The 26,026-nt window shown below is 70.4% G+C and carries 22 protein-coding genes; 11 read left to right on the top strand and 11 right to left on the bottom strand.

The features are described from left to right. Window positions 1-5: 5 nt before the first annotated feature. The 6 genes from hutG to DJ021_RS19145 form a co-directional block, all read right to left on the bottom strand. On the bottom strand, window positions 6-821 hold the full coding sequence (gene hutG / locus DJ021_RS00935) for an N-formylglutamate deformylase (RefSeq protein WP_111455733.1): 816 nt from the start codon (window positions 819-821) through the stop codon (window positions 6-8). Next, window positions 818-2,353 (bottom strand): histidine ammonia-lyase, encoded by a 1,536-nt coding sequence (gene hutH, locus DJ021_RS00930; protein ID WP_111455732.1) that lies wholly within the window; start codon window positions 2,351-2,353, stop codon window positions 818-820. The genes hutG and hutH overlap by 4 nt, the downstream gene beginning before the upstream one ends. Beyond that, window positions 2,350-3,558 (bottom strand): imidazolonepropionase, encoded by a 1,209-nt coding sequence (hutI, locus tag DJ021_RS00925; RefSeq protein ID WP_111455731.1) that lies wholly within the window; start codon window positions 3,556-3,558, stop codon window positions 2,350-2,352. Before hutI ends, hutH begins: the two co-directional genes overlap by 4 nt. A gap of 110 nt (window positions 3,559-3,668) precedes the next feature. Further along, window positions 3,669-4,430: a UTRA domain-containing protein gene (locus tag DJ021_RS00920; RefSeq protein ID WP_111455730.1), complete on the bottom strand. Its 762-nt coding sequence runs from the start codon at window positions 4,428-4,430 to the stop codon at window positions 3,669-3,671. Window positions 4,431-4,516: 86 nt separating this feature from the next. Continuing rightward, complete coding sequence (locus DJ021_RS00915) at window positions 4,517-4,756, bottom strand: hypothetical protein (RefSeq protein ID WP_111455729.1); 240 nt, start codon at window positions 4,754-4,756, stop codon at window positions 4,517-4,519. Window positions 4,757-4,775: 19 nt separating this feature from the next. Next, complete coding sequence (locus tag DJ021_RS19145) at window positions 4,776-4,949, bottom strand: hypothetical protein (protein ID WP_243625873.1); 174 nt, start codon at window positions 4,947-4,949, stop codon at window positions 4,776-4,778. Between the two features lie 270 nt (window positions 4,950-5,219). Here DJ021_RS19145 and DJ021_RS00905 point away from each other — a divergent pair, with 270 nt between their 5' ends. Beyond that, window positions 5,220-7,598, top strand: coding sequence for a PAS domain S-box protein (locus DJ021_RS00905; RefSeq protein ID WP_165837073.1), 2,379 nt, complete (start codon window positions 5,220-5,222; stop codon window positions 7,596-7,598). A gap of 12 nt (window positions 7,599-7,610) precedes the next feature. On the opposite strand, the gene DJ021_RS00900 is transcribed toward DJ021_RS00905, so the two are convergent. After that, a complete protein-coding gene (locus tag DJ021_RS00900) occupies window positions 7,611-8,306 on the bottom strand; it encodes an N-formylglutamate amidohydrolase (RefSeq protein ID WP_207801743.1) in 696 nt (231 codons plus the stop codon). A gap of 107 nt (window positions 8,307-8,413) precedes the next feature. On the opposite strand from DJ021_RS00900, the gene DJ021_RS00895 reads away from it, so the two are divergent. Together DJ021_RS00895 and DJ021_RS00890 are read left to right on the top strand one after the other, a co-directional pair. Then, on the top strand, window positions 8,414-9,340 hold the full coding sequence (locus DJ021_RS00895) for a transglutaminase family protein (protein WP_111455727.1): 927 nt from the start codon (window positions 8,414-8,416) through the stop codon (window positions 9,338-9,340). Window positions 9,341-9,357: 17 nt separating this feature from the next. Continuing rightward, window positions 9,358-10,167 (top strand): transglutaminase-like domain-containing protein, encoded by an 810-nt coding sequence (locus tag DJ021_RS00890; protein WP_111455726.1) that lies wholly within the window; start codon window positions 9,358-9,360, stop codon window positions 10,165-10,167. Window positions 10,168-10,171: 4 nt separating this feature from the next. Here the strand turns inward: DJ021_RS00890 and scpA are convergent, their stop codons facing one another. Together scpA and DJ021_RS00880 are read right to left on the bottom strand one after the other, a co-directional pair. Continuing rightward, window positions 10,172-12,331: a methylmalonyl-CoA mutase gene (scpA, locus tag DJ021_RS00885; protein ID WP_111455725.1), complete on the bottom strand. Its 2,160-nt coding sequence runs from the start codon at window positions 12,329-12,331 to the stop codon at window positions 10,172-10,174. After that, on the bottom strand, window positions 12,328-13,755 hold the full coding sequence (locus DJ021_RS00880; RefSeq protein WP_111455724.1) for a methylmalonyl-CoA mutase family protein: 1,428 nt from the start codon (window positions 13,753-13,755) through the stop codon (window positions 12,328-12,330). Before DJ021_RS00880 ends, scpA begins: the two co-directional genes overlap by 4 nt. Window positions 13,756-13,905: 150 nt before the next feature. On the opposite strand from DJ021_RS00880, the gene DJ021_RS00875 reads away from it, so the two are divergent. The 7 genes from DJ021_RS00875 to DJ021_RS00845 all read left to right on the top strand — a co-directional run bounded on the left by DJ021_RS00875 (window position 13,906) and on the right by DJ021_RS00845 (window position 24,795). Continuing rightward, window positions 13,906-14,913 carry an NAD(P)H-dependent flavin oxidoreductase gene (locus DJ021_RS00875; protein ID WP_111455723.1) on the top strand — a complete coding sequence of 336 codons (1,008 nt, stop codon included), beginning with the start codon at window positions 13,906-13,908 and terminating at the stop codon, window positions 14,911-14,913. A gap of 136 nt (window positions 14,914-15,049) precedes the next feature. Continuing rightward, window positions 15,050-16,642 (top strand): porin, encoded by a 1,593-nt coding sequence (locus DJ021_RS00870; RefSeq protein ID WP_165837072.1) that lies wholly within the window; start codon window positions 15,050-15,052, stop codon window positions 16,640-16,642. Between the two features lie 25 nt (window positions 16,643-16,667). Further along, complete coding sequence (locus DJ021_RS00865; RefSeq protein ID WP_111455721.1) at window positions 16,668-17,693, top strand: sulfate ABC transporter substrate-binding protein; 1,026 nt, start codon at window positions 16,668-16,670, stop codon at window positions 17,691-17,693. After that, complete coding sequence (gene cysT, locus DJ021_RS00860) at window positions 17,690-18,580, top strand: sulfate ABC transporter permease subunit CysT (protein WP_424443719.1); 891 nt, start codon at window positions 17,690-17,692, stop codon at window positions 18,578-18,580. The genes DJ021_RS00865 and cysT overlap by 4 nt, the downstream gene beginning before the upstream one ends. Further along, entirely contained in the window at window positions 18,577-19,413 is an 837-nt protein-coding gene (gene cysW / locus DJ021_RS00855) for a sulfate ABC transporter permease subunit CysW (protein WP_111455720.1), read from the top strand. Before cysT ends, cysW begins: the two co-directional genes overlap by 4 nt. Then, window positions 19,385-20,461 (top strand): sulfate/molybdate ABC transporter ATP-binding protein, encoded by a 1,077-nt coding sequence (locus DJ021_RS00850; protein WP_111455719.1) that lies wholly within the window; start codon window positions 19,385-19,387, stop codon window positions 20,459-20,461. Before cysW ends, DJ021_RS00850 begins: the two co-directional genes overlap by 29 nt. Window positions 20,462-20,658: 197 nt before the next feature. Beyond that, the gene (locus tag DJ021_RS00845; RefSeq protein ID WP_111455718.1) at window positions 20,659-24,795 is read left to right on the top strand and encodes a family 16 glycosylhydrolase; all 4,137 of its coding nucleotides are present in this window, start codon (window positions 20,659-20,661) and stop codon (window positions 24,793-24,795) included. A gap of 19 nt (window positions 24,796-24,814) precedes the next feature. On the opposite strand, the gene DJ021_RS00840 is transcribed toward DJ021_RS00845, so the two are convergent. Beyond that, window positions 24,815-25,012, bottom strand: coding sequence for a hypothetical protein (locus tag DJ021_RS00840; protein WP_111455717.1), 198 nt, complete (start codon window positions 25,010-25,012; stop codon window positions 24,815-24,817). A 201-nt stretch (window positions 25,013-25,213) separates the two neighbouring features. Beyond that, window positions 25,214-25,636: an OsmC family protein gene (locus DJ021_RS00835; RefSeq protein WP_111455716.1), complete on the bottom strand. Its 423-nt coding sequence runs from the start codon at window positions 25,634-25,636 to the stop codon at window positions 25,214-25,216. A gap of 136 nt (window positions 25,637-25,772) precedes the next feature. Here DJ021_RS00835 and DJ021_RS00830 point away from each other — a divergent pair, with 136 nt between their 5' ends. After that, window positions 25,773-26,018: a DUF5961 family protein gene (locus DJ021_RS00830; RefSeq protein WP_111455715.1), complete on the top strand. Its 246-nt coding sequence runs from the start codon at window positions 25,773-25,775 to the stop codon at window positions 26,016-26,018. The last annotated feature ends 8 nt before the right edge of the window (window positions 26,019-26,026 follow it).

Below are 26,026 nucleotides of genomic sequence, written 5' to 3'. Positions count from 1 at the left end.
GGGACTCAGGCTTCGGCGAAGGCGACACAGGCCTTCAGGACATCAATGAGGGCCGCGCGCATCGGCGCAGCGCGGGTTGCGGAATACGCGGGCGGCCAGGCGTTCGGGGCGGGCAAACCCGGCGGCTCATCCATGTAGCCGCGGCAGGCCAGCTCCATCTGGATGGCGTGCGTCCCCGTTTCCGGCCGGCCATAGCGCCGCGTGGTCCAGCCGCCCTTGAAGCGCCCGTCCGTCACCCGGCTGAAGGGGCTTGCGTCGCAGGCGGCTTCCACCCGCGCCGTCAGCGCCGGGCCGCAGCTGGCGCCGGCATTCGTGCCCAGATTGAAGTTCGGCAGCTCGCCCTCGAACAGGCGCGGGATCACCGAGCGGATCGAGTGGGCCTCATACAGCACGACCTTGCCGTGGCGCGCCCGCAGGCGCGCAAGCTCGGCATCCAGGGCAGCGTGGTAGGGCTCGAAATAGGCCGCCCGGCGCCTGGAGATCTCCGCCACGTCCGGGGCCGCGCCGCGATAGAGCGTCTCGCCGTCGAAGGTGGTGAGCGGGCACAGTTCGGTGGTGGCCTGGCCGGGGTAGAGCGAGGCGCCCGACGGGTCGCGGTTCACGTCGATGACGCTGCGCGAGATCCGCGTGCGCACGGTCGTGGCGCCCAGGTCGGTGGCGAAGTCGTAGAGCCGGTCGATCCACCAGTCGGTGTCCTTGCGGGCGAGCCAGGGCGAGACGTAGGCGCGTTCGAGATCCGGCGGCAGGTCGCTTCCGGTGTGGGGGAAGCTCACGACCAGGGGGGCTTCGCCGCGACGGACCTCCAGCCAGGCGGGGCTCATTCGACGACCCCCGGCAGCGCGGCGCCGCCCGCGATCTGCGCCACCGCTCCGGACCGCACCATGTCCAAGGCCGCGGCGATGTCCGGATGGAAGTGGCGGTCGTCGGTGAGGTGCGGCACCCGGCTGCGGACCAGGGCGCGCACCGCCTCCAGCGGCGGGCTGGAGGTGAGCGGCGCGTGGAAGTCGCAGCCCTGCGCCGCCGCCAGCAGCTCGATGCCGATCACGGCGGTGGCGTTCTCGACCATGCCGAGCAACCGGCGCGCGCCGTGCGCGGCCATGGAGACGTGGTCTTCCTGGTTGGCCGAGGTCGGGATCGAATCGACGCTGGCCGGATAGGCCTTCTGCTTGTTCTCCGAGACCAGGGCGGCTGCGGTGACCTGCGGGATCATGAAGCCGGAGTTGAGGCCGGGCTTCGGCGTCAGGAAGGCCGGCAGGCCCGACAGCGCCGGGTCCACCAGCATGGCGATCCGCCGCTCGGCGAGCGAGCCGATCTCGCAGACCGCCAGCGCGATCATGTCGGCGGCGAAGGCCACCGGCTCGGCGTGGAAGTTGCCGCCGGAGAGCGCCTCGTCGGTGTCCGGGAAGATCAGCGGATTGTCCGACACGCCATTGGCCTCGAAGGCCAGGGTCGCCGCCGCCTGGCGCAGGACGTCGAGGGCCGCGCCCATCACCTGCGGCTGGCAGCGCAGGCAGTAGGGGTCCTGCACCCGGGCATCGCCTTGCAGGTGCGAAGCGCGGATCGCCGATCCGGCCATCAGGCCGCGCAGCGCGTCGGCGGCCTCGATCTGGCCGGGCTGGCGGCGCAGAACATGGATGCGGTGATCGAAGGGGGTGTCGGAGCCCTTGGCGGCCTCGGTCGAGAGCGCGCCCGTCACCAGGGCCGAGCGGAACAGGACCTCCGCCTCGAACAGCGCCGCCAGCGCGTGGGCGGTGGAGAACTGCGTGCCGTTCAGCAGGGCGAGGCCTTCCTTCGAGCCCAGCACAAGGGATTGCAGTCCGGCCTCCGCGAGAGCCTGCGCCGCCGGCTTGCGCTGAGCGCCGACGAAGATCTCGCCAATCCCGATCAGGGCCGCGGCCATATGGGCGAGGGGGGCGAGGTCGCCGGAGGCCCCCACCGACCCCTGGGCGGGGATCACCGGGGTCATGCCCTTGGCCAGCAGGGCCTCCAGCAGCGCCATGGTCTGCGGCTGCACGCCGGACGCGCCCTGGGCCAGGCTCGCCAGCTTCAGGCCGAGCATCAGCCGGACGATCGGAACGGGGGTCGGCTCGCCCACCCCCGCCGCATGCGACAGCACGATGTTCCGCTGCAATGCCGCCAGGTCGCAGGCCTCGATCCGCACGCTCGCCAGCTTCCCGAAGCCGGTGTTGATGCCATAGACCGGATCGCCCTTGGCCAGGATGCGCGCCACCGCGGCCGCGCTCGCGGCGATGGCCGCCCGGGCCGCGGGATCCAGCCGGACCTCCGCCCCGCGATAGAGCGCCCGCCAGTCCGCCAGTCCGACCTCGCCGGGCCGCAGCGTCAGCCTGATCATCCCACGCCTCCGAATACGCGCGCATGGAGCGGGTTGAAGCCCATGCGATAGACCAGTTCCGCCGGCCGCTCGATGTCCCAGATCGCCAGGTCGCAGCGCTTGCCCGCCTCCAGGGTCCCGGCCTGCGCGCCCAGGCCCAGGGCGCAGGCCGCCTCGCGCGTCACGCCCGCAAGGCATTCCTCCACCGGCATCCGGAACAGGGTGGCCGCCATGTTCATCACCAGCAGCAGCGACGTGAGCGGCGAGGTGCCCGGGTTGCAGTCGGTGGCGAGCGCCAGGGGAACCCCGGCCGCGCGCAGGGCGGCGATCGGCGGCGCCTGCGTCTCGCGGACGAAGTAGAAGGCGCCGGGCAGCAAGGTGGCGACGGTGCCGGCCGCAGCCATCGCCGCGACGCCGCTCTCGTCCAGGTGCTCCAGATGGTCGGCCGACAGTGCGCCGAACTCGGCGGCCAGCGCCGCGCCGTGCAGGTTGGAAAGCTGCTCGGCGTGCAGCTTGACCGGCAGGCCGTGGGCGCGGGCGGCCTCGAACACCCGGCGGGTCTGGGCGGCGGTGAAGCCGATCCCCTCGCAGAAGGCGTCGACCGCATCGGCCAGGCCCTCCGCCGCCACGGCCGGGATCATCTCTCGGCAGACGAGGTGGATGTAGCCGTCGGGGTCGCCGGCGAATTCGGGCGGCAGGGCGTGGGCGCCGAGGAAGGTCGTGCGGATGGTGACCGGCCGGCGGCGGCCCAGCTGGCGGGCCGCGCGGAGCGACTTGAGCTCCGGCTCCAGCGCCAGGCCATAGCCGGACTTCACCTCGACCGTCGTCGCGCCCTCGGCGATCAGGGCGTCGAGGCGGAGGAGGGCGCTGTCGACCAGCTCGTCCTGCGAGGCGGCGCGGGTCGCGGCCATGGTGGAGACGATGCCGCCCCCGGCCCGGGCGATCGCCTCGTAGCTCGCGCCGGCCAGCCGCAGCTCGAACTCGTGGGCGCGGTCGCCGCCGAACACCAGGTGGGTGTGCGGGTCGATCAGGCCCGGGGTGATCCAGCGCCCCTCGCAGTCATGGGCGGCCTCGGCCTCGAACGGCGGCGCATCGGCGCTCGGCCCGGCGTAGACGATGACCCCTGCCCGCGCGGCGACCACGCCGTCGTCCACCTCGCCGAGGCCGGGCAAGGCGCGGGACAGGGTGGCGAGACGCGCGTTTCGCCACAGGCGATCACAGTGCATGGCTTCGAACCCTGCCCATCGTGAGGCCATTTTTGGAATGCGCGGCGGATTTGTCTAGTCATAAGGCGGCGCCTGGATCGGGTCGCCGCTCAAGCTGGCGCGGTAGCCGGTCAGCGCGCCGGCTCGAACCGCCCGACCAGACGGTGCTGGGCGCCCGGATGCCATAGCCGCGCGAGGGTGACGGGGACGTCCCCGTTCCAGGTCCGCCGCTCCACCACCAGGCAGGCGGACCCCAGCGGCACGGCCAGGGCGTCGGCTTCGGCCTCGCCGGCTTCGCGGGCCATGATCGTATGCTCCGCCTGGGTCCAGGGCACATGCGCGAGCAGCCAGGGTCCCGGGGGGACGGTCTCCAGCGGATGGCAGGTGATGCCCGGAGCGGCGTCCACGTTCACCAGCCGCTCTTCGAGCTGGAAGGGCCGGCCGTCAGACATGTGGACGCAGCGGAGCCAAAGAAGCCGGGTCGACCGGCTGACGTCGAGGAGCGCGGCCTTGTCCTGGTCGTCCTTGACGACCTCGCGCTCGAGAAGGCGGTAGCCGTATTCCGCCCCCGCCCGGGCGACCACGTCGGCGGTGTTCCAGATCTCGAAGACGGGACGTTCCTGCGCGCGTTCCGAAACCACCGTGCCGATCTTTCGGCGGCGCTGCAGCAGCCCCTCGGCCGCGAGGCTCTGGATGGCCTTGTTCACGGTCATCCGCGAGGTCTGGAAGTGTTCCTTGAGATCGAGCTCCGCGGGTATCCGGGCGCCCGGCCGCCATTTGCCGTTCAGGATCGGCTGCGCGAGCGCCCGGCGGATCTGCAGCCATACGGGACCGCTCCCGTCGAGCTGCAGTTGCTCGAGGGTGACGTCGTCGCTCAGCGATGGGATATCCATGGCTCTCCATCGGCTGGGCGCAACAGGCCTGCTCGCCGAGAGGCGAATGTAGCGAGCCGGCTCAGCAGATCAAAGGGATCAGCCGCTCAGTCGCTCTGCTCGAGGATCTCCGTGCCGCGGCGCAGGATGATCCGGCGGCCGAGGTGTTCGCTTTGGGCTGCGGCGAAGATGGCGCGGGCCAGGACGATGCTGGCGGCGCGGCCGATCACCCGCTCGCGCGCCGTGCGCGGCAGGTTCCAGAGTTCAATCGCATAGGGCAGGCGGCCCGCCGGCCCGGGCGCGGCGGCGAGGGCGATAACGTTGGACTGGTCCTCGACCTTGTTCATGCGGCTACGGCCCGGGCGCTCAGTGCGCCTGGCCGCTCCACCGGCTGAGCACGGCCGATTTGTGGCGCAGGGTGATGGCGCGCCCGGGAAACTCGCGACTGGCGGCGTAGAAGGCGGCGTAGCCGATCGCCGGGCTGAGGCTCACGGCCACCACCTGCTCCACGAACCTGCCGTCGGGGTCCCAGACCTCCACACGGTAGGGTAGATCTTCGCTCTCATTGGGGAACCCACCGTATGGTGAAGGCGTTCCCCCACCATCGTCGGTGGGATCGTCGGGGGGACGAAACTGATGCACGCCTGCTGTCACGACCACTCCTTCGACCGAGCGCCGGTATTCTTCGGGGCCGCCAAACCGCCTGTCAATGCGGGCTGAGAGAGCTTCGATGGGGTCATTCGTGATCACGCTCAACCTGCGCCACATTTGCCGCTTGAGGCCGCCGGCGGCGTCCCCACAATGGTAGCCATGACCCAGCCTCCCGACCGGAGCCCCAACTTCCAGTTGCTGTTCGAATCGATCAGCGACTACGCCATCTACATGCTCGACCCCGACGGCCGGGTCACCAGCTGGAACCGCGCCGCCACGCAGATGAAGGGCTATTCCGCGGACGAGATCCGGGACCAGCCGTTCAGCCGCTTCTTCACGCTCGAGGACCGTCGGGCCGGGCTGCCGGAGAAGCTGCTGGCCACCGCCCTGCAGGACGGCCGCGCCGACGCCGAGGGCTGGCGCGTGCGCAAGGACGGCAGCCGCTTCTGGGCGCAGGCGACGGTGCACCCGGTGCGCAACGAGGACGGCGAGTTCCTCGGCTTCGCCAAGGTCACCCGCGACATGACTCAGCAGCGGGAGTCCCAGCAGGCGCTGCTGGAGAGCGAACGCAAGTTCCGCCTGCTGGTCGAGGGCGTGGTCGACTACGCCATCTACATGCTCGACGTGAACGGCACCGTCACCAACTGGAACCGGGGCGCCGAGCGCATCAAGGGCTACCAGGCGCAGGAAATCATCGGCCGCCATTTCAGCACCTTCTACACCCCGGAGGACCGGCAGGCGGGCCTGCCCGCGCGGACCCTGGCGACCGCGACGCGGGAGAAGCGCTTCGAAGGCGAAGGCTGGCGGATGCGCAAGGACGGCAGCCGCTTCTGGGCGTCGGTGGTGATCGACGCGATCTGCGACGACGACGGCCGCCACATCGGCTTCGCCAAGATCACCCGCGACATCAGCGAGCGCCGGGCCGCGGAGACCGCGCTAGCCCAGAGCGAGCGGCAGTTCCGCCTGCTGGTCTCCAGCGTGGTGGACTACGCCCTGTTCATGCTCGACCCCAACGGCATCGTCACCAACTGGAACGCCGGGGCGCAGAAGATCAAGGGCTACACGGCCGAGGAGATCGTCGGCCAGCACATGTCGCGGTTCTACACCGAGGGCGACCGGGCGGCCGGCGTGCCGCTGAGGGCGCTGAGCACCGCCACCGAGCAGGGCCGCTTTGAGAGCGAGGGCTGGCGCGTGCGCAAGGACGGCACGCTGTTCTGGGCGAGCGTGGTGATCGACGCCATCCGCGACGAGACCGGAAAGCTCATCGGCTTCGCCAAGATCACCCGGGATGTCACCGACAAGCGCAACGCCCAGCTCGACCTGCAGCGGGCGCAAGAACAACTCGCCCAGGCGCAGAAGATGGAGGCGCTCGGCCAGCTTACCGGCGGCGTGGCGCACGATTTCAACAACCTCCTGATGGTGGTCAGCGGCCAGGCGCAGCTCCTGCGCCGCAGGGTGGGCGAGGATCCGCGCGCCCAGCGTGCGCTGGACGCGATCGAGATGTCGGCCCGCCGCGGCGAGGACCTGACGCGGCACCTGCTGTCCTTCGCCCGCCGGCAGCGGCTGCAGCCGGTCTCGGTCGCGCTGGCCGAGCGGATGGCCGGGTTCAAGGAACTGGTGTCCACCAGCCTGCCGCCGACCGTCAACCTGGTGGTCGACCTGTCCCCGGCGCTGTGGCCGGTGAAGGTGGACGTGAGCGAGCTGGAGCTGGCGCTGCTCAACCTGGCGGTCAACGCCCGCGACGCCATGCCCGACGGCGGCGTGCTGTCGATGGTCGGCGAGAACGTCACGTTTGACGGCGGCCCGGGCGAGCAGGACCTGACGGGCGACTTCGTGGCGGTGAGCGTGAGCGACACCGGCGTCGGCATCCCGCCCGATATCCTGCCCAAGGTGTTCGATCCCTTCTTCACCACCAAGGAGGTGAGCAAGGGCACCGGGCTCGGCCTCTCCCAGGTCTATGGCTTCGGTCAGCAGTCCGGCGGCCGGGTGACGGTGAGGAGCGAGCTCGGCGTCGGAACCAGCTTCACCCTTTACCTGCCACGCACCCGCGTCACCCCGAAGGCGGCGCGGCCCGTCGAGAAGGCCGCGGATGCGGAGGTCACCAGCGCCGTCATCCTGGTGGTGGAGGACAATCCGGAGGTGGCCGAGGTGGCCGCAGGCCTGCTGGAGCAGCTGGGGCATAAGGTGCGGGTGGTCGGCGCCGCCGCCGCGGCGCTGGGGGCCCTGCAGGATGGCGACCCGCCCGACCTGGTGTTCAGCGACGTGGTCATGGCCGGGGAGATGGACGGCATCGCGCTCGCCCGGCGGCTGCGCGAGCAGCATCCCGGCCTGCCGGTGCTGCTGGCCACCGGCTACAGCCAGGCCGCCGAACGACTGGGCGACGAGTTCCCGATCCTGCGCAAGCCCTACAAGCTCAACGAGCTGAGCCGGGCGGTGAACGCCGTGTTGAACGGACCGACGCAGCCCAATGACGGCAAACTGGTGGCGTTCGACGCCGCCCGCCGCGCCCGGGCGGCCCGCCGCAAGCGCACCGGCTGAGCATCTGGTCCTTCAGCCGGTCCTGAGGTCGCGCAGGGCGGCGGGAAGCAGGCGCGCCAGCAGGTCGGCGACCTGTCGCTGCCCTTCGGGCCCGGCGATGATGTCCTGGCGGACTTCCAGCTCCAGGTAGTCGAGCCCGCGCGGGCGGGCGTGGTGCGGCACGGTGTAGTCCGTCGCGTCCATCCGGTAGGGCTGGTTGTCGCCGACGACCTCGGCCCCGGCTTCGGCGCGGAGCTGCGCCAGCACCGCTCGCGAGAACGCAGAGTCCTCGGCGTGCAGGACGCCGAAGCGCCAGGGGCGGGCGAAGCCGTCCATCACCGGCGTGAAGGAGTGCAGGGCCACGACCACGGTCGGCAGCCCGTGCGCCGCGCGGGCGTCGAGCTCCTGGGCGATTCGGGCGTGGTAGGGCTCGAAGACCTCGGCCCGACGCGCCAGGCGCTCGGCCGGCGTCAGCGCCGCATTGCCGGGGATCGCTGTCCCGTCGCTGACGGCGGGGATCGCGTCGGGACGGTCCGGCGCGCGGTTGCAGTCGATGACCAGGCGGGAGAACCGCTGGCGCAGGAAACAGGCGCCGAGCGCCTCGGCCAGCGCCAGGCCGAGCCCCTCGACGCCGATATCCCAGGCGATGTGGCGGTCCATGGCCGCGGCGGAGAGCCCCAGATCGCCCAGGGCGCGGGGAATGATCCGGCCGGCGTGATCGCCCAGCAACAGAAAGGGCGCCGGGGCGCCTGGATTTGCGACAACCGCGGGGGCGCCGTCCTCTGCGGCCAGGAGCGGCGTGGACCCTTCGGCGGAATCGCCCGCAAGTCGTTGCAATGCCGGTCGTCTCCATCCGTCACCTGACCACCTACCGCTACCGCACTCCGGTGTCGTTCGGCGAGCACCGCATGCTGATGCGGCCGCTGGAAAGCCACGACCAGCGCATTCTGTCGACGGAACTGCGGATCACGCCCGAGCCGTCGCTGCTGCACGATGTGCACGACGTCTCCGGCGCCAGCGTGGCGGTGGCGCGGTTCGACCGCCGCTCCGACGTGCTGCGGGTCGAGAGCCGCGTGCGGTTGGAGCATCGGCCGCAGACCCCGCTGGCCGACCTGGCCGACGATGTGCTGGGCGCGGACGGGGCCTTCGCCTACGAGACCCACGAGCTGCCCGACCTGGCCCGCGCCATCGTGCGCCGGCATGCCGATCCCGACGGCGAGGTGGCCGCCTGGGCCCGGCGGTTCGTTCGGCCGAACGGGCCGACCCGGCTGCTGGACCTGCTGGTCGAGATCACCGGCGCGATCCGCGGCGACTTCGCCTATGCCCTGCGCCTGCAGGGCGCGCCGCAGTCGCCCGCCGAGACCCTGGCGCGGCGCAGCGGCAGCTGCCGCGACTTCGCCGTGCTGATGATGGAGGCGGCGCGCAGCCTCGGCCTGGCCGCCCAGTTCGTCTCCGGCTACGTCTACAGCGCCTCGCCGAAGGCGGGGGGCCGCACCGGCGGCGGCCACACCCACGCCTGGACGCGGGTCTACCTGCCCGCCTGCGGCTGGGTGGAGTTCGACCCCACCAACGGCATCGTCGGAGCCACCGACCTGATCCGCGTGGCCGCCGCCTGCGATCCGCGCCAGGTGCTGCCGCTGCACGGGACGTGGTCAGGCGCGCCGGACGACTATCTCGGCATGGACGTGGAGGTCGACGTCCGCGTAGATGCGGATCTCGCCGCGCAACCCGCGCCACGGCTGCGTGTTGCGCAGGGGCGATAGCCCGCCTGGAGACCTGAATGCGCATCCGTGCCGGGTACGAGATCGTCTACGAGTGCCCGCAGCCGACGCCGATGCTGCTGATGCTGAACGTGCATCCCACCCGGATCGGCGACCTGGAGACGCCCGACGTCATCCGCACCGATCCGCCGACGGCGCTGAGCCAGTACCGCGACATCTACGGCAACCTCTGCAGTCGCATCGTCGCGCCGGCCGGGCGCCTGAGGCTGAGCGCCGACTTCGTGGTGCGCGACAGCGGCGAGCCGGACCCGACGCCGGCCTACGCTCGCCAGCATCCGGTGGAGGAACTGCCCGACGACGTGGTGCTCTTCCTGCTCGGCAGCCGGTATTGCGAGACCGACCAGATGATCGACCTCGCCTGGTCGCTGTTCGGGACGACGGAGCCGGGCTGGGCCCGGGTGCAGGCCATCCTCGACTACGCGCACAAGCGCATCACCTTCGGCTACCAGCACGCCCGGCCGACCAAGACCGCGCATGAGGCCCACGAGGAGCAGTGCGGGGTCTGCCGCGACTATGCCCACCTGGCGGTCACCCTGTGCCGCTGCATGAACATCCCGGCGCGCTACTGCACCGGCTTCCTGGGCGATATCGGCGTGACGCACACCACCACGCCGATGGATTTCAGCGCCTGGTTCCAGGTCTACCTGGGCGGCGCCTGGCGCACCGTCGACGCGCGCCACAACAAGCCGCGGATCGGCCGCATCCTGATGGCCCACGGCCGCGACGCCACCGACACCGCCATCACCACCACCTTCGGCCCCAACTTCCTCGCCCAGTTCACGGTGATCACCGAGGAACTGCCGGGCTGAGGCGCTACTGCGCCGCCTGCTCCTGCGCGTAACCCAGCCGTTCGTTGAGCCGCTCGAGCACGGTGATCGCGGCCTGCGGCACCGGCGTGCCGGGGGTGAAGACGGCGGCGACGCCCATGTCTTCCAGCGCCTTGAAGTCCTCCGGCGGAATGACGCCGCCCACCACCACCAGGATGTCGGGCCGGCCCAGCCTGGCGAGCTCGGCCTTCAGGTCGGGGACCAGGGTCAGGTGGCCGGCGGCCAGGGAGCTTGCCCCCACCGCATGGACGCCGTCGGCGACCGCCTGGGCGGCGGTCTCGGCCGGGGTCTGGAACAGGTCGCCGATCTCCACCTCGAAGCCCAGGTCGGTGAAGCCCGAGGCGATCACCTTCTGGCCGCGGTCGTGGCCGTCCTGGCCCATCTTGGCGACCAGGATGCGGGGCTTCTTGCCGTCGGCCTGGGCGAAGGCCTCGGCCATGGCCCGGGCGCGCTCGGCGGCGGGCGTGACCCCGGCCTCGCGCAGATAGACGCCCTTCACCGCGTCGGCGTGGGCCTTGTGGCGGCCGAACACCTTCTCCAGCGCGTCGGAGATTTCCCCGATGGTGGCCTTGGCGCGGGCGGCGTCCACCGCCAGCGCCAGCAGGTTGCCGTTCGCGGCCGCGCCACGGGTCAGGGCGTCGAGGGCGGCGGCGAGCGCCGTCGGGTCGCGCTCGGCCTTCAGGCGCTGGAGCTTGGCGAGCTGCTGTTCGCGAACTGCGGTGTTGTCGACCTTCAGCACCGGGATCTCGTCGGCGTCTTCCGAGCGGTAGCGGTTGACGCCGACCACCGACTGCAGGCCGGCGTCGATGCGCGCCTGGGTGCGGGCCGAGGCCTCCTCGATGCGGCGCTTGGGCAGGCCGTCCTCGATGGCCTTGGCCATGCCGCCCAGCGCCTCGACCTCGGCGATGTGTTCCAGGGCGCGGGCGGCGAGGTCGGCGGTCAGGCGCTCGACGTAGTAGGAGCCACCCCAGGGGTCGATGACCCGGGTCTGGCCGCTCTCCAGCTGCAGGAACAGCTGGGTGTTGCGGCTGATGCGGGCGGAGAAGTCGGTGGGCAGCGCCAGCGCCTCGTCCAGCGAGTTGGTGTGCAGGCTCTGGGTCTGGCCGCCCACCGCCGCCATCGCCTCCACCGCCGTGCGCGCCACGTTGTTGAAGACGTCGGAGGCGGCCAGCGACCAGCCGGAGGTCTGGGTGTGGGCGCGCAAGGATAGCGAGCGCGCGTCGTTCGGGTCGAACTCCTCCTTCATCAGCCTGGCCCACAGCAGGCGCGCGGCCCGCTGCTTGGCGATCTCCATGAAGGCGTTCATGCCGGCGTTCCAGAAGAACGACAGCCGGGGCGCGAAGCTGTCCACCGGCAGGCCCGCGGCGACGCCGGCGCGGACGTATTCGATGCCGTCGGCGAGGGTGTAGGCCAGCTCCAGGTCGAGCGTCGCCCCGGCCTCCTGCATGTGGTAGCCGCTGATCGAGATCGAGTTGAAACGCGGCATCTCCCTGGAGGTGTAGGCGAAGATGTCCGAGACGATCCGCATCGAGGGCGACGGCGGATAGATGTAGGTGTTCCGGGTCAAGAACTCCTTCAGGATGTCGTTCTGGATGGTGCCAGAGAGCTTGGCGTGCGGCACGCCCTGCTCCTCGCCGGCCACGATGTAGAGCGCCATGATCGGCAGCACCGCGCCGTTCATGGTCATCGAGACGCTCATCTTGTCGAGCGGGATGCCGTCGAACAGGGTGCGCATGTCGAGGATCGAGTCGATGGCCACGCCCGCCATGCCGACGTCGCCCTTCACCCGCGGGTGGTCGCTGTCGTAGCCGCGGTGGGTGGCCAGGTCGAAGGCGATCGACAGTCCCATCTGACCGGCCGCCAGGTTGCGCCGGTAGAAGGCGTTGGAGTCCTCGGCCGTGGAGAAGCCCGCGTACTGGCGGATGGTCCACGGGTTGGTCAGGTACATGGTCGGATAGGGGCCGCGCAGGAACGGCGCCAGGCCCGGGTAGCCGGAAAGGGTGTCCAGCTCGGCGGTGTCGACGGGACCGTAGGCGGGCTTGACCGCCAGGCCCTCGGGCGTCTGCCACAGCGGCGTGGTCGGCCGGTTCGGCTCGGGCAGCGGCGCGTCGAAGGCCAAGGTGGCGAAGTCGGGGAAGCCGTTCATGCCTGCGCCTCGAACGGTTCGGACAGGCGGATGGGCCTGAGCGGTGGGCAATGGCTGTCGGGGCCGGGGAGCTTGGGCGAGGGGGCGTCGACCGGCGTGGCGGCGGGACGCACGACCTCGACGGGCGCGTCCTGGTCCGGCGGGAAGACGGTGACGCCGAGGATCTTCGGCTCGGGACGGGCGGCGTTGGCGGCCGCGACTTCCCGGGCGATCCGGCCGGACTGCAGGGCGGCGATCAGACCGCCGGCGGCTTCGATCTCCTGGAATGTCGCCCAGGCGGCGCGGGCGATCTGGTCGGTCATGGCCTCGACGTAGCCGGCGCCCGCGGCGGGGTCGGCGACGCGGCCGACGTGGGCCTCTTCCATCAGCACCAGCTGGGCGTTGCGGCTCTGGCGCCGCGCAAAGGCGGTGGGCAGGCCGAGCGCGTCGGTGAAATTCCCCAGCACCACGGCGTCCGTCCCGCCGACCGCCGCGCCGAAGCCGGCGGCGGTGAGGCGGATCATGTTGGTCCAGGCGTCCGTGGCCGTGAGCATCCGCCGCGAGGAGCGGGCCTCGATCCGCGCCTGCGGACCAGCCTCGCAGGCGACGGCGATGCGGGCGAAGACCGCGCGGGCGGCGCGCAGCTTGGCGATGGTCAGGAAGTAGTCGGCGTCGGCCGCGAGGCCGAGCGTGATCCCCGCGAAGGCGGCGGACATCGGCAGTCCGGCGCGCATCAGGGCCTTGGCGTAGGTCACCGCCGCGGCCGCCGCGAACGCCACCTCCAGCGCCTCGCCGCCGCCGGCCTCATGGACGACGCGGCCGGAAGCCAGGAACAGCTGGGCGTGCGGGTAGGTGTCGGCGAGCCGGGTGGCGACCGTGGCGCCGCTGACCAGATGGCTCTCGATGGGCCCGGGACTGGCGCCGGCCTCGGCGAACGCGCTCAGGGGATCGAGGTGGAAGTTGAGCTTCGCGCCGGGCGAGGCCTTGGCCACGGCGCCCAGCCAGTCGGCCGCCTTGGGCCCGAGGAAGCCGGCGTCCAGCGCCACCGGCGCGAGCTCCAGGATGACGCCGTCGAGCACCCGGGCCAGGCCCTCCGCGGAGCCGACCGCGACGCCGTGCTCGCCCGTGGGATCGAGGCGGACGACGGCCGAGGCGGCGCCGCCCCGCAGGTCGGCGAGGATCTCGGCGTTGGCGCGGCCCGGCTCGGGATGGGCGGTGAGCGCGCGGACGTCCCAGTGCCGATCGGCGTCGAAGGGACGGGTCGGAAAGGCCTGTTCGCTCGGCAGCTCGCCGGGGGCGTAGAGGGGCGCGATCGGCAGGCCCTCGACCGTGGTCTTCTCGAGGCTGGCGAATGGGGCCTCGCCCAGGGTCTTGGCCACCAGGGCGCGCCAGGCCTCGGGGCGAGCGGGGGGGAAGTCGGAGGCGAGAAGACTTGCATCGACCATGCGGGGAGATGGGCCGGCCGGGCGGCGGGCGTCAAGGTCACGCGGCGTCAGGCGACCGGCGCCTTCCCCGCAGATTGAAGAGGGACGACTATTGCCGGCGAGCGAATGTCTACGTACGTTGTAAATCTAACAACCGTTCGAGGATCCGCCATGGCTTTGCCGCCCGTGCTCCGTGACCGCCTGCGCCTGCCGGTGATCGGCAGCCCGCTGTTCATCATCTCGACGCCGGACCTGGTGATCGCCCAGTGCAAGGCGGGGATCGTCGGGTCGTTCCCGGCGCTGAACGCGCGGCCGGCGAGCCTGCTGGACGAGTGGCTGCATCGGATCACCGAGGAGTTGGCGGCCTGGGACCGGGACCATCCGGAGGCGCCCTCAGCGCCGTTCGCTGTGAACCACATCGTCCACAAGTCGAACGACCGGCTGGAGCACGACGTCGAGGCCTCGACGAAGTGGAAAGCGCCCATCGTCATCACCTCGCTGGGCGCGCGGGAGGACGTGAACTCGGCGGTGCATTCCTACGGCGGGACGGTGCTGCATGACATCATCAACGACCGCTTCGCCCGCAAGGCGATCGAGAAGGGCGCCGACGGCCTGATTCCGGTGGCGGCTGGGGCGGGCGGGCACGCGGGGAAGCTGTCGCCGTTCGCCATCATCCAGGAGCTGCGGAGCTGGTTCGACGGGCCGGTGGCGTTGTCGGGCTCGATCGCCAGCGGCGCGGCGATCCTCGGCGCCCAGGCCATGGGCGCGGACCTGGCGTACGTGGGCTCCGCCTTCATCGCCACGGAAGAGGCCAACGCCGACCCTGCCTACAAGCAGATGATCGTCGAGTCGTCGGGCGAGGACATCGTCTACACCAACCTCTTCACGGGCGTTCACGGCAACTACCTGGCGCCCTCGATCGTCGCGGCGGGCCTCGATCCCGACGCCCTGCCGGTGTCGGACGCCTCGGCGATGAACTTCGGCTCCGGCGGCAATCAGAAAGCCAAGGCCTGGCGTGATATCTGGGGCTGCGGCCAGGGCATCGGCGCGGTCACCGCAATCCCCGCGGCCGGCGAACTGATCGCCCGGCTGTCGGCGGAATACGAGTCGGCCAAGGCCCAGCTCGCCGCGAAGACCGCCTACACCGCCGGCGTCCCGCTGTTGGCGGCGGCCGAGTAGGTTTAGAATTTCTGCGCAGGCCCCCAGCTAAATCCCACTTACTTGATGGGATTTAGCTGGATAGCTTGATCCTGGCTTGCAGCGAGGGGAGAGCAGGATGGCGGTCGCCGGGCAGACATGGGTTCGGAGCCTCGCGTTGGCGGCGCTGTTCTGCGGAGCGGCCCCGGCGGCGCTGGCGCAGGCGGTCTCCACCGCGCCCACGCAGTCGAGCGGCGTGAGCCAGGAGCAGGCCCTGGCGCTGACGGCCCGGCTCGACGCGCTGGAGCGGCACAACCAGGAGCTGGAGAGCCAGATCGCCGATCTGAAGGCCCAAGTGGCCGGCGGCGAGCAGGCGATCCGCGAGGAGATCCACAGCCAGGACAAGGTGACCGTCGCCGGCGGCCGGCCGACCTTCGCCAGCGCCGACGGCAAGTGGTCGGTGACCCTGCACGGCGTCGTGCAATTCGACGTCGCCGACTATGACCAACAGGGCGCGGGCCCGACCGCCGCCGACCTGCGCCGGTCGGGCCCGGCGCTCGGCGGCTCGGCGTCCAACGTCGACGTGAGCCACGCCCGCGACCTGAAGAGCGGCGACCTGTTCCGCCGGGCGCGGATCGGCATCGACGGCACGACCCCCGGTGATTTCGACTATCGCATCCTGTTCGACTTCGGCGGGGCCGGCGCGGAGAACACCGGCCAGCTCTACGAGGCCTGGCTGCAGTACAACGGCGTCAAGCCGCTCCACATCAAGGTCGGCGCCTTCTCACCGTCGCTGGGGCTGGACGACCAGGGCTCGACCAACGGCATGGCGTTCATCGAGCGCTCCATGGCGTCGGATCTGTCGCGGGGCCTCGTCGGCGGCGACACCCGGTCGGCCGCGCAGATCTACGGTTACGGCGATCGCTGGTTCGCCGCCGCCGCGGTCACCGGACGCACCATCGGCGTACTCAACACCGGGGCCGCCACGGCGGTCCCGCAGACCTACGGCGACCAGCTGGGCTACACGGCCAGGCTGGCCGGCACGCCGCTGCGGGGCGAGGACTGGCTGATCCACCTCGGCGTCAACGCCAGCTACGTGGACAAGCCCGCCAACAACGCCGGCCCGGCCGCCACCGGCCTCGTGCCCGCAGGTTCGGTGTCGTTCAGCGACACCCCCGAGATCCGGGTCGACGGGACGAGGCTGATCAACACCGGCAACATTCCGATCCGCCACGCCGACACCCGCGGCGCGGAATTCGCGGCGCAGAAGAAGAACCTGCTGCTGCAGGCCGAATACCAGCGCCTGGGCGTCGAGCGTTCCGACGGCCAGCCCGACCCGCACTTCAACGCCTTCTATGTCCAGGGCGCCTGGACGATCACCGGCGAGCCGCGGAAGTACAACCTGACTACGGCGGCGTTCGACGCCCCGGCGGTGACCCACCCCTTCGACCTGAAGCGCAGCGGGTGGGGCGCGTGGGAGGTCGGCGTCCGCTACTCCGACGCTGATCTGAACTACGACGAAGGCGCCGCCGGAACCCTGCCGTCGGCCAGCGGCATTCGTGGCGGCGAGGAGAAGAACCTCACGCTCGGCGTCAACTGGTACCTGAACTCGGTGGCGCGCATCATGGTCGACTACCAGCGCGTGCAGATCGAGCGCCTGTCGCCGGCCAATTCCACGACGGCCGCCAGCACGATCTGGCTGACGCCCGTGGGCGCCGACATCGGCCAGTCGTTCAACGTCTGGTCGCTCCGCACCCAGTTCGCGTTCTGATCCCTTGAGCCACGAGACGACGCACATGAGCAAGATCGACTTCACCCGCCGCAGCCTGATCGCGACGGGCAGCGCCCTCGCCGCCGCGCCGCTGATCGGCGGACAGGCGTTCGCCGCCGGCAATGCCGTCACCCTGCTGAACGTCAGCTACGACCCGACGCGGGAGCTCTACAAGGAGATCAACGCGGCCTACGCCACCTACTGGAAGGCCAAGACCGGCCAGACCATCACCATCAACCAGAGCCACGGCGGCTCGGGCAAGCAGGCCCGCTCGGTGATCGACGGCCTGCAGGCCGACGTGGTCACCCTGGCGCTGGCGGCGGACATCGACGAGATCGCGGCCCGCGCCAAGCTGCTGCCGGCCAACTGGCAGACGCGGCTGCCGAACAACTCCACACCCTACACCTCGACGATCGTGTTCCTGGTGCGCAAGGGCAACCCCTGGAAGATCCGCGACTGGCAGGATCTGGTGAAGCCCGGCGTCGGCGTCATCACCGCCAATCCGAAGACCTCCGGAGGCGCGCGCTGGGCCTATCTGGCGGCCTACGCCTACGGGCTGAAGGCGGGCGGCCCGGCCGGCGCGAAGGACTACATCACCAAGCTGTTCAAGAACGTGCCTGTGCTCGACACCGGCGCGCGGGGGGCGACCACCACCTTCGCCCAGCGCCATATCGGCGACGTGCTGCTGTCCTGGGAGAACGAGGCCTACCTGACCATCGACGAATTCGGCCCGAACTTCGACATCATCTATCCGTCGAGCTCGATCCTGGCCGAGCCGCCCGTGGCGCTGGTCGACAAGAACGCCGACCGGCACAAGACCCGGCTGGCGGCGGAGGGTTACCTGAACTTCCTCTACAGCCCGCTGGCGCAGGACATCATCGGCAAGCACCACTTCCGCCCGCGCGACCCGCAGGCGGCGGCCAAGTACGCCAAGGGCTTCAAGCAGATCCCGCTGGTGACCATCGACGACACCTTCGGCGGCTGGAAGAAGGCCCAGGCGACGCACTTCGCCGACGGCGGCCTCTTCGACCAGATCTACAAGCCCACGTGACCGAGCAGGCCTCCCTCCCCAGTTCCCTCTCTCCAGGCGGAGCCAGGCGGCTCCGCCTGTGGCGTCTGCGCGAGCCGTCGATCCTGCCGGGCTTCGGGGTGTCGCTGGGGATCACGCTCGCCTACCTGGGCGCGATCGTCATCATCCCGCTGACGGCGTTGGCGCTGCGGCCCTGGGAACTGGGGCTGGCCGGCGTCTGGCACGCGCTCAGCGACGACCGGGTGGCGGCGGCCCTGAAGCTGAGCTTCAGCCTGTCGGCCCTCGCGGCCTTGCTCAACGCCCCCCTCGGCCTGCTGATCGCCTGGACCTTGACCCGCTACGAGTTCCCCGGCCGGCGGCTGCTGGACGCCCTGGTCGATCTGCCGTTCGCCCTGCCGACAGCGGTGGCCGGCATCGCGCTCACCGCCATCTACGCCCCCACCGGACCACTCGGCTCCCTGGCCGCCAAGGTGGGGCTGAAGACCGCCTATTCGCCGCTCGGCATCTTCATCGCCCTGGTGTTCATCGGCCTGCCGTTCGTGGTGCGCGCCCTGCAGCCGGTGCTGCAGGACCTCGACAGGGAGGTGGAGGAGGCGGCCCAGACGCTGGGCGCCAACGACCTGCAGCGGGTGGCCTTCGTGGTGATGCCGGTGCTGGGGCCGGCGCTGATCTCCGGCGTCAGCCTGGCCTTCGCCCGGGCGGTGGGGGAGTACGGCTCGGTGGTGTTCATCGCCGGCAACATGCCGCTGAGGACCGAGATCGCGCCGCTGCTGATCGTCATCAAGCTGGAGCAGTACGACTACGCCGGCGCCGCGGCCGTGGGCCTGGCGATGCTCGGGATCTCGTTCGGCGCGCTGATCGTCATCAACACCGCGCAGGTGGTGCTGGCCAACCGGGGGCGCAGATGACCGCGCGCTTCCGGCTGCCCGGCCTCGCGCCGCTGTTCGTGGCCGCCTCGGTGGCGGTCATGGGCGTGCTGGTGATCCTGCCGCTGTTCACCGTGTTCCACGACGGACTGTCGAAGGGAATTGGGCCGTTCCTGGCGGCGATCACCGAGGCGGACGCCCGCGCGGCCATCAAGCTCACCCTGCTGGTGGCGGCCATCTCGGTGCCGCTCAACGCCGTCTTCGGCATCGCGGCGGCCTGGACGGTGACCAAGTTCGAGTTCCGCGGGAAGAGCGTGCTGCTCACCCTGATCGACCTGCCGTTCTCGATCTCGCCGGTGGTGTCGGGGCTGGTGTGGGTGCTGCTGTTCGGGGCCCAGGGCTGGTTCGGCGAATGGCTGATCGACCACGACATCAAGATCATCTTCGCAACCAGCGGCCTGGTGCTGGCGACCATCCTGGTCACCCTGCCGTTCGTGGCCCGCGAGCTGATCCCGCTGATGCAGGACCAGGGCTCCGACGAGGAGACCGCGGCCCTGACGCTGGGGGCCGGCGCCTTCACCACCTTCCGGAAGATCACGCTGCCGAACATCAAATGGGCGCTGCTCTACGGCGTTCTGCTCTGCAACGCCCGCGCCATGGGTGAGTTCGGCGCGGTCTCGGTCGTCTCCGGCCATATCCGCGGGCTCACGACCACGCTCCCGCTGCACGTCGAGGTGCTTTACAATGACTACGACTTCGTCGGCGCCTTCGCGGCAGCCTCAATCCTGGCGTCCCTCGGGCTCATCACCCTGGTCCTCAAGACCGTCCTCGAATGGCGTTACTCCAGTGAACTTTCGGCCAGCCGCAGACACTAGCTCGTCGGACCTCTCCCTGGAGATCAGTGGGATCTCGAAATCCTACAGCCGCTTCCCGGCGCTGAAGGGCGTTTCACTGCAGGCCCACGACAAGGAGTTCCTGGCCCTGCTCGGCCCGTCGGGCTCGGGCAAGACCACCCTGCTGCGGGTGCTGGCGGGGCTCGAACAGCCGGACGCCGGCGAGGTGCGGTTCGGCGGCGAGGACTTCCTGGCCCTGCCGGTGCGCCGCCGCCGCGTGGGGATGGTGTTCCAGCACTATGCGCTCTTCCGGCACATGACGGTGGCGCAGAACATCGCGTTCGGGCTCACCGTCCGCCCGCGCGCCGAGCGGCCGAGCAAGGCCGAGGTGAAGGAGCGGGTCACCGACCTGTTGTCGCTGGTGCAGCTGGAGGGGCTGGAGAAGCGCTTCCCGGCCCAGCTGTCGGGCGGCCAGCGGCAGCGGGTGGCGCTGGCCCGGGCGTTGGCCATCGAGCCCCGGATGCTGCTGCTGGACGAGCCGTTCGGGGCGCTGGACGCCCAGGTGCGGCGCGAGCTGCGACGCTGGCTGCGGGAGTTGCACGACCGGGCCGGAGTGACCACCGTCTTCGTCACCCACGACCAGGAGGAGGCGCTGGACCTCGCCGACCGCGTCGCGATCCTGAAGGACGGCGAGTTGATCCAGCTGGGCACGCCGAATGAGGTCTACGAGAACCCGGCGACCCCCTTCGTCTACGACTTCCTGGGGGCCGCTTGCCGGCTGCCGGGCGTGGTCGACGGCGGGCGGCTGACGATCGCCGACTGGGAGACCGAGGCCCCGAAGGGTGCGCTGGCCGGGGCGGTGGAGGTGTTCTTCCGGCCCGACGAGGTGGCGTTCGCGCCGGCCGACGGCGCCGGGCTGGCGGCGCAGGTGCGGGCGGTGGCGGCGCGCGGGCCGGACGTGCGCATCGAGTGCCTGATCGAGGGGCAGGTGCTGGAGTTGGAGGCCCACGGGCCGACCATGCCGACGGGGGTCGCGCCCGGGCTGGCGGTGCGGGTCAAGCCGCTGCGGCCGCGCGTCTATCCAGCTTGACTGTCGAAATTCGGATACCTGAGGCCTTGGGAACAAAAGTGCCGCGGTCCACGTTGTTTCGCCCTCGCGGCGATGATCAGCAGTTCCGCCGGGTCTTAAAGAACACGGCGGCTGCTATCTTTAAGCAATAGCGTCGCCTTCGAGAACCAATTGCCCTGCTAGTAGTTCTCGCTCCCGCTAGTTTGGGAGCTTCCGACGTGACCTATTACAACTACCGCGGTGTTGCGATGCCCGAGAGCGCGACCGAGTCGGGTCGCATTGTCGGCACATCAGCCGGCGGCGAGACCATCACGGCGCCGGCCGGGGACACCTCGATCTCGGGTGAAGGCGGCGGCGACGTCCTGATCGGTTCGTCCGGCGACAACCGGTTCTGGATCACCGATCCCAAGGACGTGGTGCAGGAGCAGCCGAACGCCGGGATCGACACCGAGATCGGCTGGACGTCGATCAAGCTCGCCCCGAACATCGAGAACCTGACGGTCAACAACGGCTTCAACTACGCCGTCGGCAACGCCATGGACAACCTGATCGTCGTCGATGACGCGACGCACTGGCTCTACGGCGGGGCGGGCAACGACGTGCTGGTGGGCCCCGCGACCCAGAAGGGGACCTTCATCGTCAAGGCCGGCGAAGGCAACGACGTCATCTACAACTGGAACGGCAACGACCAGGTCCAGCTGCTCGGCTACAACTTCACGACGGCGAGCCAGATCAGGGGCGCGATGACCCAGCAGGGGTCCGACGTCGTGCTGGCGTTGCCGACCGGCGAAAGCCTGACCTTCCGCGGAACCACGGTCGCGGCCTTCAACAACAACCAGTTCCTGTTGCCGCTCGACACCTCGAAGCTCGGCGCGATGACCTTCGACGACGAGTTCAACAGCCTGTCGCTCTACGATCCGTCCAAGCAGGTCGGGACCTGGAACACCAACTTCGGCGGCAACCTGAAGGACCAGTGGGCCTACACCCTGGTCTCCAACGGCGAGACCGAGGTCTACGTCCAGCCCGGCTTCCAGGGCCGCGGCGAGCAGGACATCGGGGTCAACCCGTTCTCGGTCTCCAACGGCGTGCTGACCATCACCGCCGCGCCGGTCGCGGCGAACGCCGCCTACGCGACCTGGAACCGCGACTACACCTCGGGGATGCTCAACACCCTCGGGTCGTTCGAGCAGAAGTACGGCTACTTCGAGATGCGCGCCGAGCTGCCGACCGCCACCGGCACCTGGCCGGCGTTCTGGATGATGCCCTCGCCCTTCGTGCCCAACGTCGAGGGCGACATCATGGAGGCGCTGGCCGCCACGCCGAACGTGGACTATCGCCGCGCCTTCGGCGGTGACGCCACCCAGTACGACAACACCTACAAGATCGATCCGACCGGCTTCCACACCTACGGCATGCTGTGGACGCCCTCGACGGTGACCTTCTACTACGACGGCGTCGCGGTGCTGCAGGGGGCGACCCCGGCCAACTGGACCAACCCCATGGCGATGATCGTCAACATGGCGACCGGCGGCTGGGGCGGCAACGCCGATCCGACCATGTTCCCGGCGCAGATGCAGGTCGACTACATCCGCGCCTACGCGCTGGCGGACGGCTCGACGCAGGTCGTGAACGGGACACCGGTCGCGCCCGTGGCCACCCTGCACGACGACGGGCCGACCAGCGGCCAGGCCAATGCGCCGATGGCCTTCGCCGACAGCGGCCAGCCGGTGACCAGCGCCCATATCCAGATCTACGACTCCAAGCCCACGACCTTGCCGCCCGGCAAGACCTTCGCGATCTGGGAGGACTCCGGCGCGGTGTTCGGCGCGGTGTCGGACGGCAGCACGCTGGCCACCCCGACGGCGCTGATGGCCGGCACGGCCAGCCAGTTCATCGGCGCCGGGACCTGGCTGACCGACGGCAAGGTGGTGTTCGCCTACTTCCAACCGAACGCCTCGGGCGGCCAGGACGTCTGGGACATGGTGTTCGATCCGTCGAAGCTGACGTTCGTGCGCCAGGACCTCGGGCCGGCCACCGGCGGCGTGCACTTCGTGGCCACCGGCGACGGGGGGTTCGCGGTCAGCTGGCACGCGCCGGACGGCACGGTGCAGGCGCGCGGCTATGACGAATACGCCTACGGCGGCGACGTCCCCGGCTGGTACGGCCCGGTGCGGCAGGTGACCGGCGACTTCGTCGGCATCACCGCCGACGGCCACGTGATCGCCGCCAACGGCTCGGGTCAGGAACTCTACGACCTGATGAACGCCTCGATCGATTCGTCGGGCAACACTGCGCCGCCACCGCCGGCCAGCACGCAGATCGCCTTCTCGACGCCCTCGGTGGCGCTGGCGGAGGGCAACTCCGGGATCACCGCGTTCAGCTACACCCTGACCCGGACCGGCCCGACCACAGCGGCCTCGACGGTGAACTGGGGGGTGAGCGGCTCGGGGAGCAACCCGGCCAACGCCGCCGACTTCCAGAACGGGGTGCTGCCCTCCGGCTCGGTGACCTTTGCGGCCGGCGAGACCAGTAAGGTCATCACCGTCAATGTGGTCGGCGACACCACCACCGAGTCGGACGAGACCTTCACGGTCAGCCTGTCCGGGGCCAGCGGCGCGACCCTGGGGATGGCCACCGCCAGCGGGACCATCACCAACGACGACACCACCAGCAGCGGCGGCGGCGGCGGCACGACCTCCGGCGTGGTGCTGACGGCCAACGATTCCGGCCAGACGCTGAGCGGCGGGGCCGGGAACGACACCCTGGTGGCCGGCCACAACGCCGACACCCTGACCGGGGCCGCCGGCGGCGACGCCTTCGTGTTCAAGTACCTGCCGTGGAACGCCGGCCACATCACCGACTTCGCGGTGGGCGCCGACAAGCTGGACTTCTCGGCCCTGTTCTCGGCGTCCGGCTACGCCGGCTCGGATCCGGTGAAGGACGGCTATGTCAGCCTGCAGTCGGACGGGGCGGGCGGGACCAACGTCTTCTACGACACCGACGGTCCGGGATCGGGCAACACCATCCAGTACAAGATCACCGACCTCGACCACGTCTCGCCCACCGGCCTGACCTGGGCGCAGCTCAGCACGGGGACCGGGGGCGGCACGACCCCGCCGCCGCCGACCAATCCGCAGATCGCCTTCTCCACGCCATCGGTGGCGCTGGCGGAGGGCAACTCCGGGATCACCGCGTTCAGCTACACCCTGACCCGGACCGGCCCGACCACAGCGGCCTCGACGGTGAACTGGGGGGTGAGCGGCTCGGGGAGCAACCCGGCCAACGCCGCCGACTTCCAGAACGGGGTGCTGCCCTCGGGCTCGGTGACGTTCGCGGCAGGCGAGACCAGCAAGGTCATCACGGTCAATGTGGTCGGCGACACCACCACCGAGTCGGACGAGACCTTCACGGTCAGCCTGTCCGGCGCCAGCGGCGCGACCCTGGGGTCCGCCACGGCCAGCGGGACCATCACCAACGACGACACCACGAGCGGCGGTGGCGGCGGCACGAGCTCCGGCGTGGTGCTGACGGCCAACGATTCCGGCCAGACGCTGAGCGGCGGGGCGGGGAACGACACCCTGGTGGCCGGCCACAACGCCGACACCCTGACCGGGGCGGGCGGCGGCGACGCCTTCGTGTTCAAGTACCTGCCGTGGAACGCCGGCCACATCACCGACTTCGCGGTCGGGACCGACAAGCTGGACTTCTCGGCCCTGTTCTCGGCGTCCGGCTACGCCGGCGCAGACCCGGTGAAGGACGGCTATGTCAGCCTGCAGTCCGACGAGGCCGGCGGGACCAAGGTCTATTTCGACACCGACGGACCCGGGACGGCCAATCCCTGGCCGACGCTGATCACCACCCTGGACCACGTCGCGCCCACCGGGCTGACCTGGGCGTCCCTGAGCACGGGTGCCAGTTCGGGCGGCACGACGGCCCCGCCGCCGCCGACCGGCGGGACTCCGGGCGTGGTGCTGACCTCGTCCAAGTACGGCGACACGCTCACGGGCGGCGCGGGCAACGACACGCTGAACGCCGGACAGGGACCGGACCAGCTGACCGGCGCCGCCGGCGCGGATCACTTCGTGTGGAACAACCTGCCGTGGAATCCGGGCCACGTGACCGACTTCACGCCGGGTACGGATGTGCTGGACCTGCGGCCGCTGTTCGCGGCGGCGGGCTACACCGGGACCAATCCGATCGCCGATCAGGTCCTGCAGTTCCAGGCGGACGGCGCGGGCAACACCAAGGTCTATTTCGACCCCGACGGGCCGGGCGGGCAGTGGGGAACCACCATCACCACCCTGGATCACGTGGCGCCGTCACAGATCAGCTCGAGCGACTGGCTGTTCCACTAGCCGCGGCGAGGGCGGGCCTTCAGCGCTTGAAGGTCCGCCGCTCCTGTTGGCGTCGGGGGTCGCGCAGGGTGTCCTGGGCGTCCCTGACCTGGGCGCGCAAGGCCGCGATCTGATCCTTCAGGCCGGACGCCGCACGTTGGGCTTCATCATGGGCGTCCTCGTTGCTGGAGGCGTCCTGAGGCGCATGGTCGGGCGCCTGCGATTCCGAATCTTCCATCGACAACTCACACTCGGGACCATCGTCCCCCGAACCTTGAGCTTGCCGCATGGAACTCCGGTGACGGGTCCACGCGCCATCGGCCAGGACGCCATTGCTTACGTCCGCTGCCGCCGGCGTTTGCTAACCCGACCGACTGCGGCGGGGCAAGAGGCGAGAGCGCCACCTAAGGTTCAGAGCGCCGAGGCTGCACGCCGCGGTTTAGCCGAGCGTCGCGTCCAGCGTGATCCCGGCCTTGAGCAGCTTGGAGACCGGGCAGTTCTGCTCGGCGTTGCGGGCGAGCTCGTCGAACTTCGCCTGGTCGAGGCCCGGGACCTGGGCGCGAAGCGTCAGCGCCGACTTGGAGATCTTGAACCCCTGGCCGTCGGGATCGAGGGAGACGGCGGCCTCGGTGGACAACTCGGTGGGGGTGAAGCCGGCGGCCTGCAGCTGGAAAGCCAGGGCCATGGTGAAGCAGCCGGCGTGGGCCGCCGCGATCAGCTCCTCCGGATTGGTCCCCCGCTCGGACTCGAAACGCGTCTTGTAGGAGTAGGGCGTCTCGGAAAGCACGCCGGAGTCGGTGGTCAGCTCGCCATTGCCGTCACGTCCCGTGCCGCGCCAAACGGCGTGCGCCTTGCGGATCATCGGATGTCTCCCTGAGTGGCTGTCTGAGTGGCTGTCCTGGACATGTGGGCGCGGGCGGCGCGGTTATCCACCGCCTTTGGCGCCTCGCGGGAATCCTTCGTCGAGCTCGAGCGTTGCTGTGCCAGAGGAGAACAGCATGCCGGTCAAGGACGCCACCCTGCAGCGACGCTTCGCCGTCCACGGCGCGGCGGAGGCCCCGTCGCGCGCCCACATGATCGAGGGCGCCAGCTTCGAGGATGCGGCGCTGCACTTCGTGGAGAACTTCCACCCGACCGCGAACGCCAACGACGAGGTGTCGCTGATGGTCGAGGCCTGCGACACCGGCGAGCGCCAGTGCTTCCGCGTCCACACCGACACCGGCGAGACCGCCCCCTGCGACTGACGGCCCTG

Source organism: Phenylobacterium hankyongense, assembly GCF_003254505.1.
Taxonomy (GTDB): Bacteria; Pseudomonadota; Alphaproteobacteria; order Caulobacterales; family Caulobacteraceae; genus Phenylobacterium; species Phenylobacterium hankyongense.
This window is presented reverse-complemented; position numbering and strand designations above follow the sequence as displayed.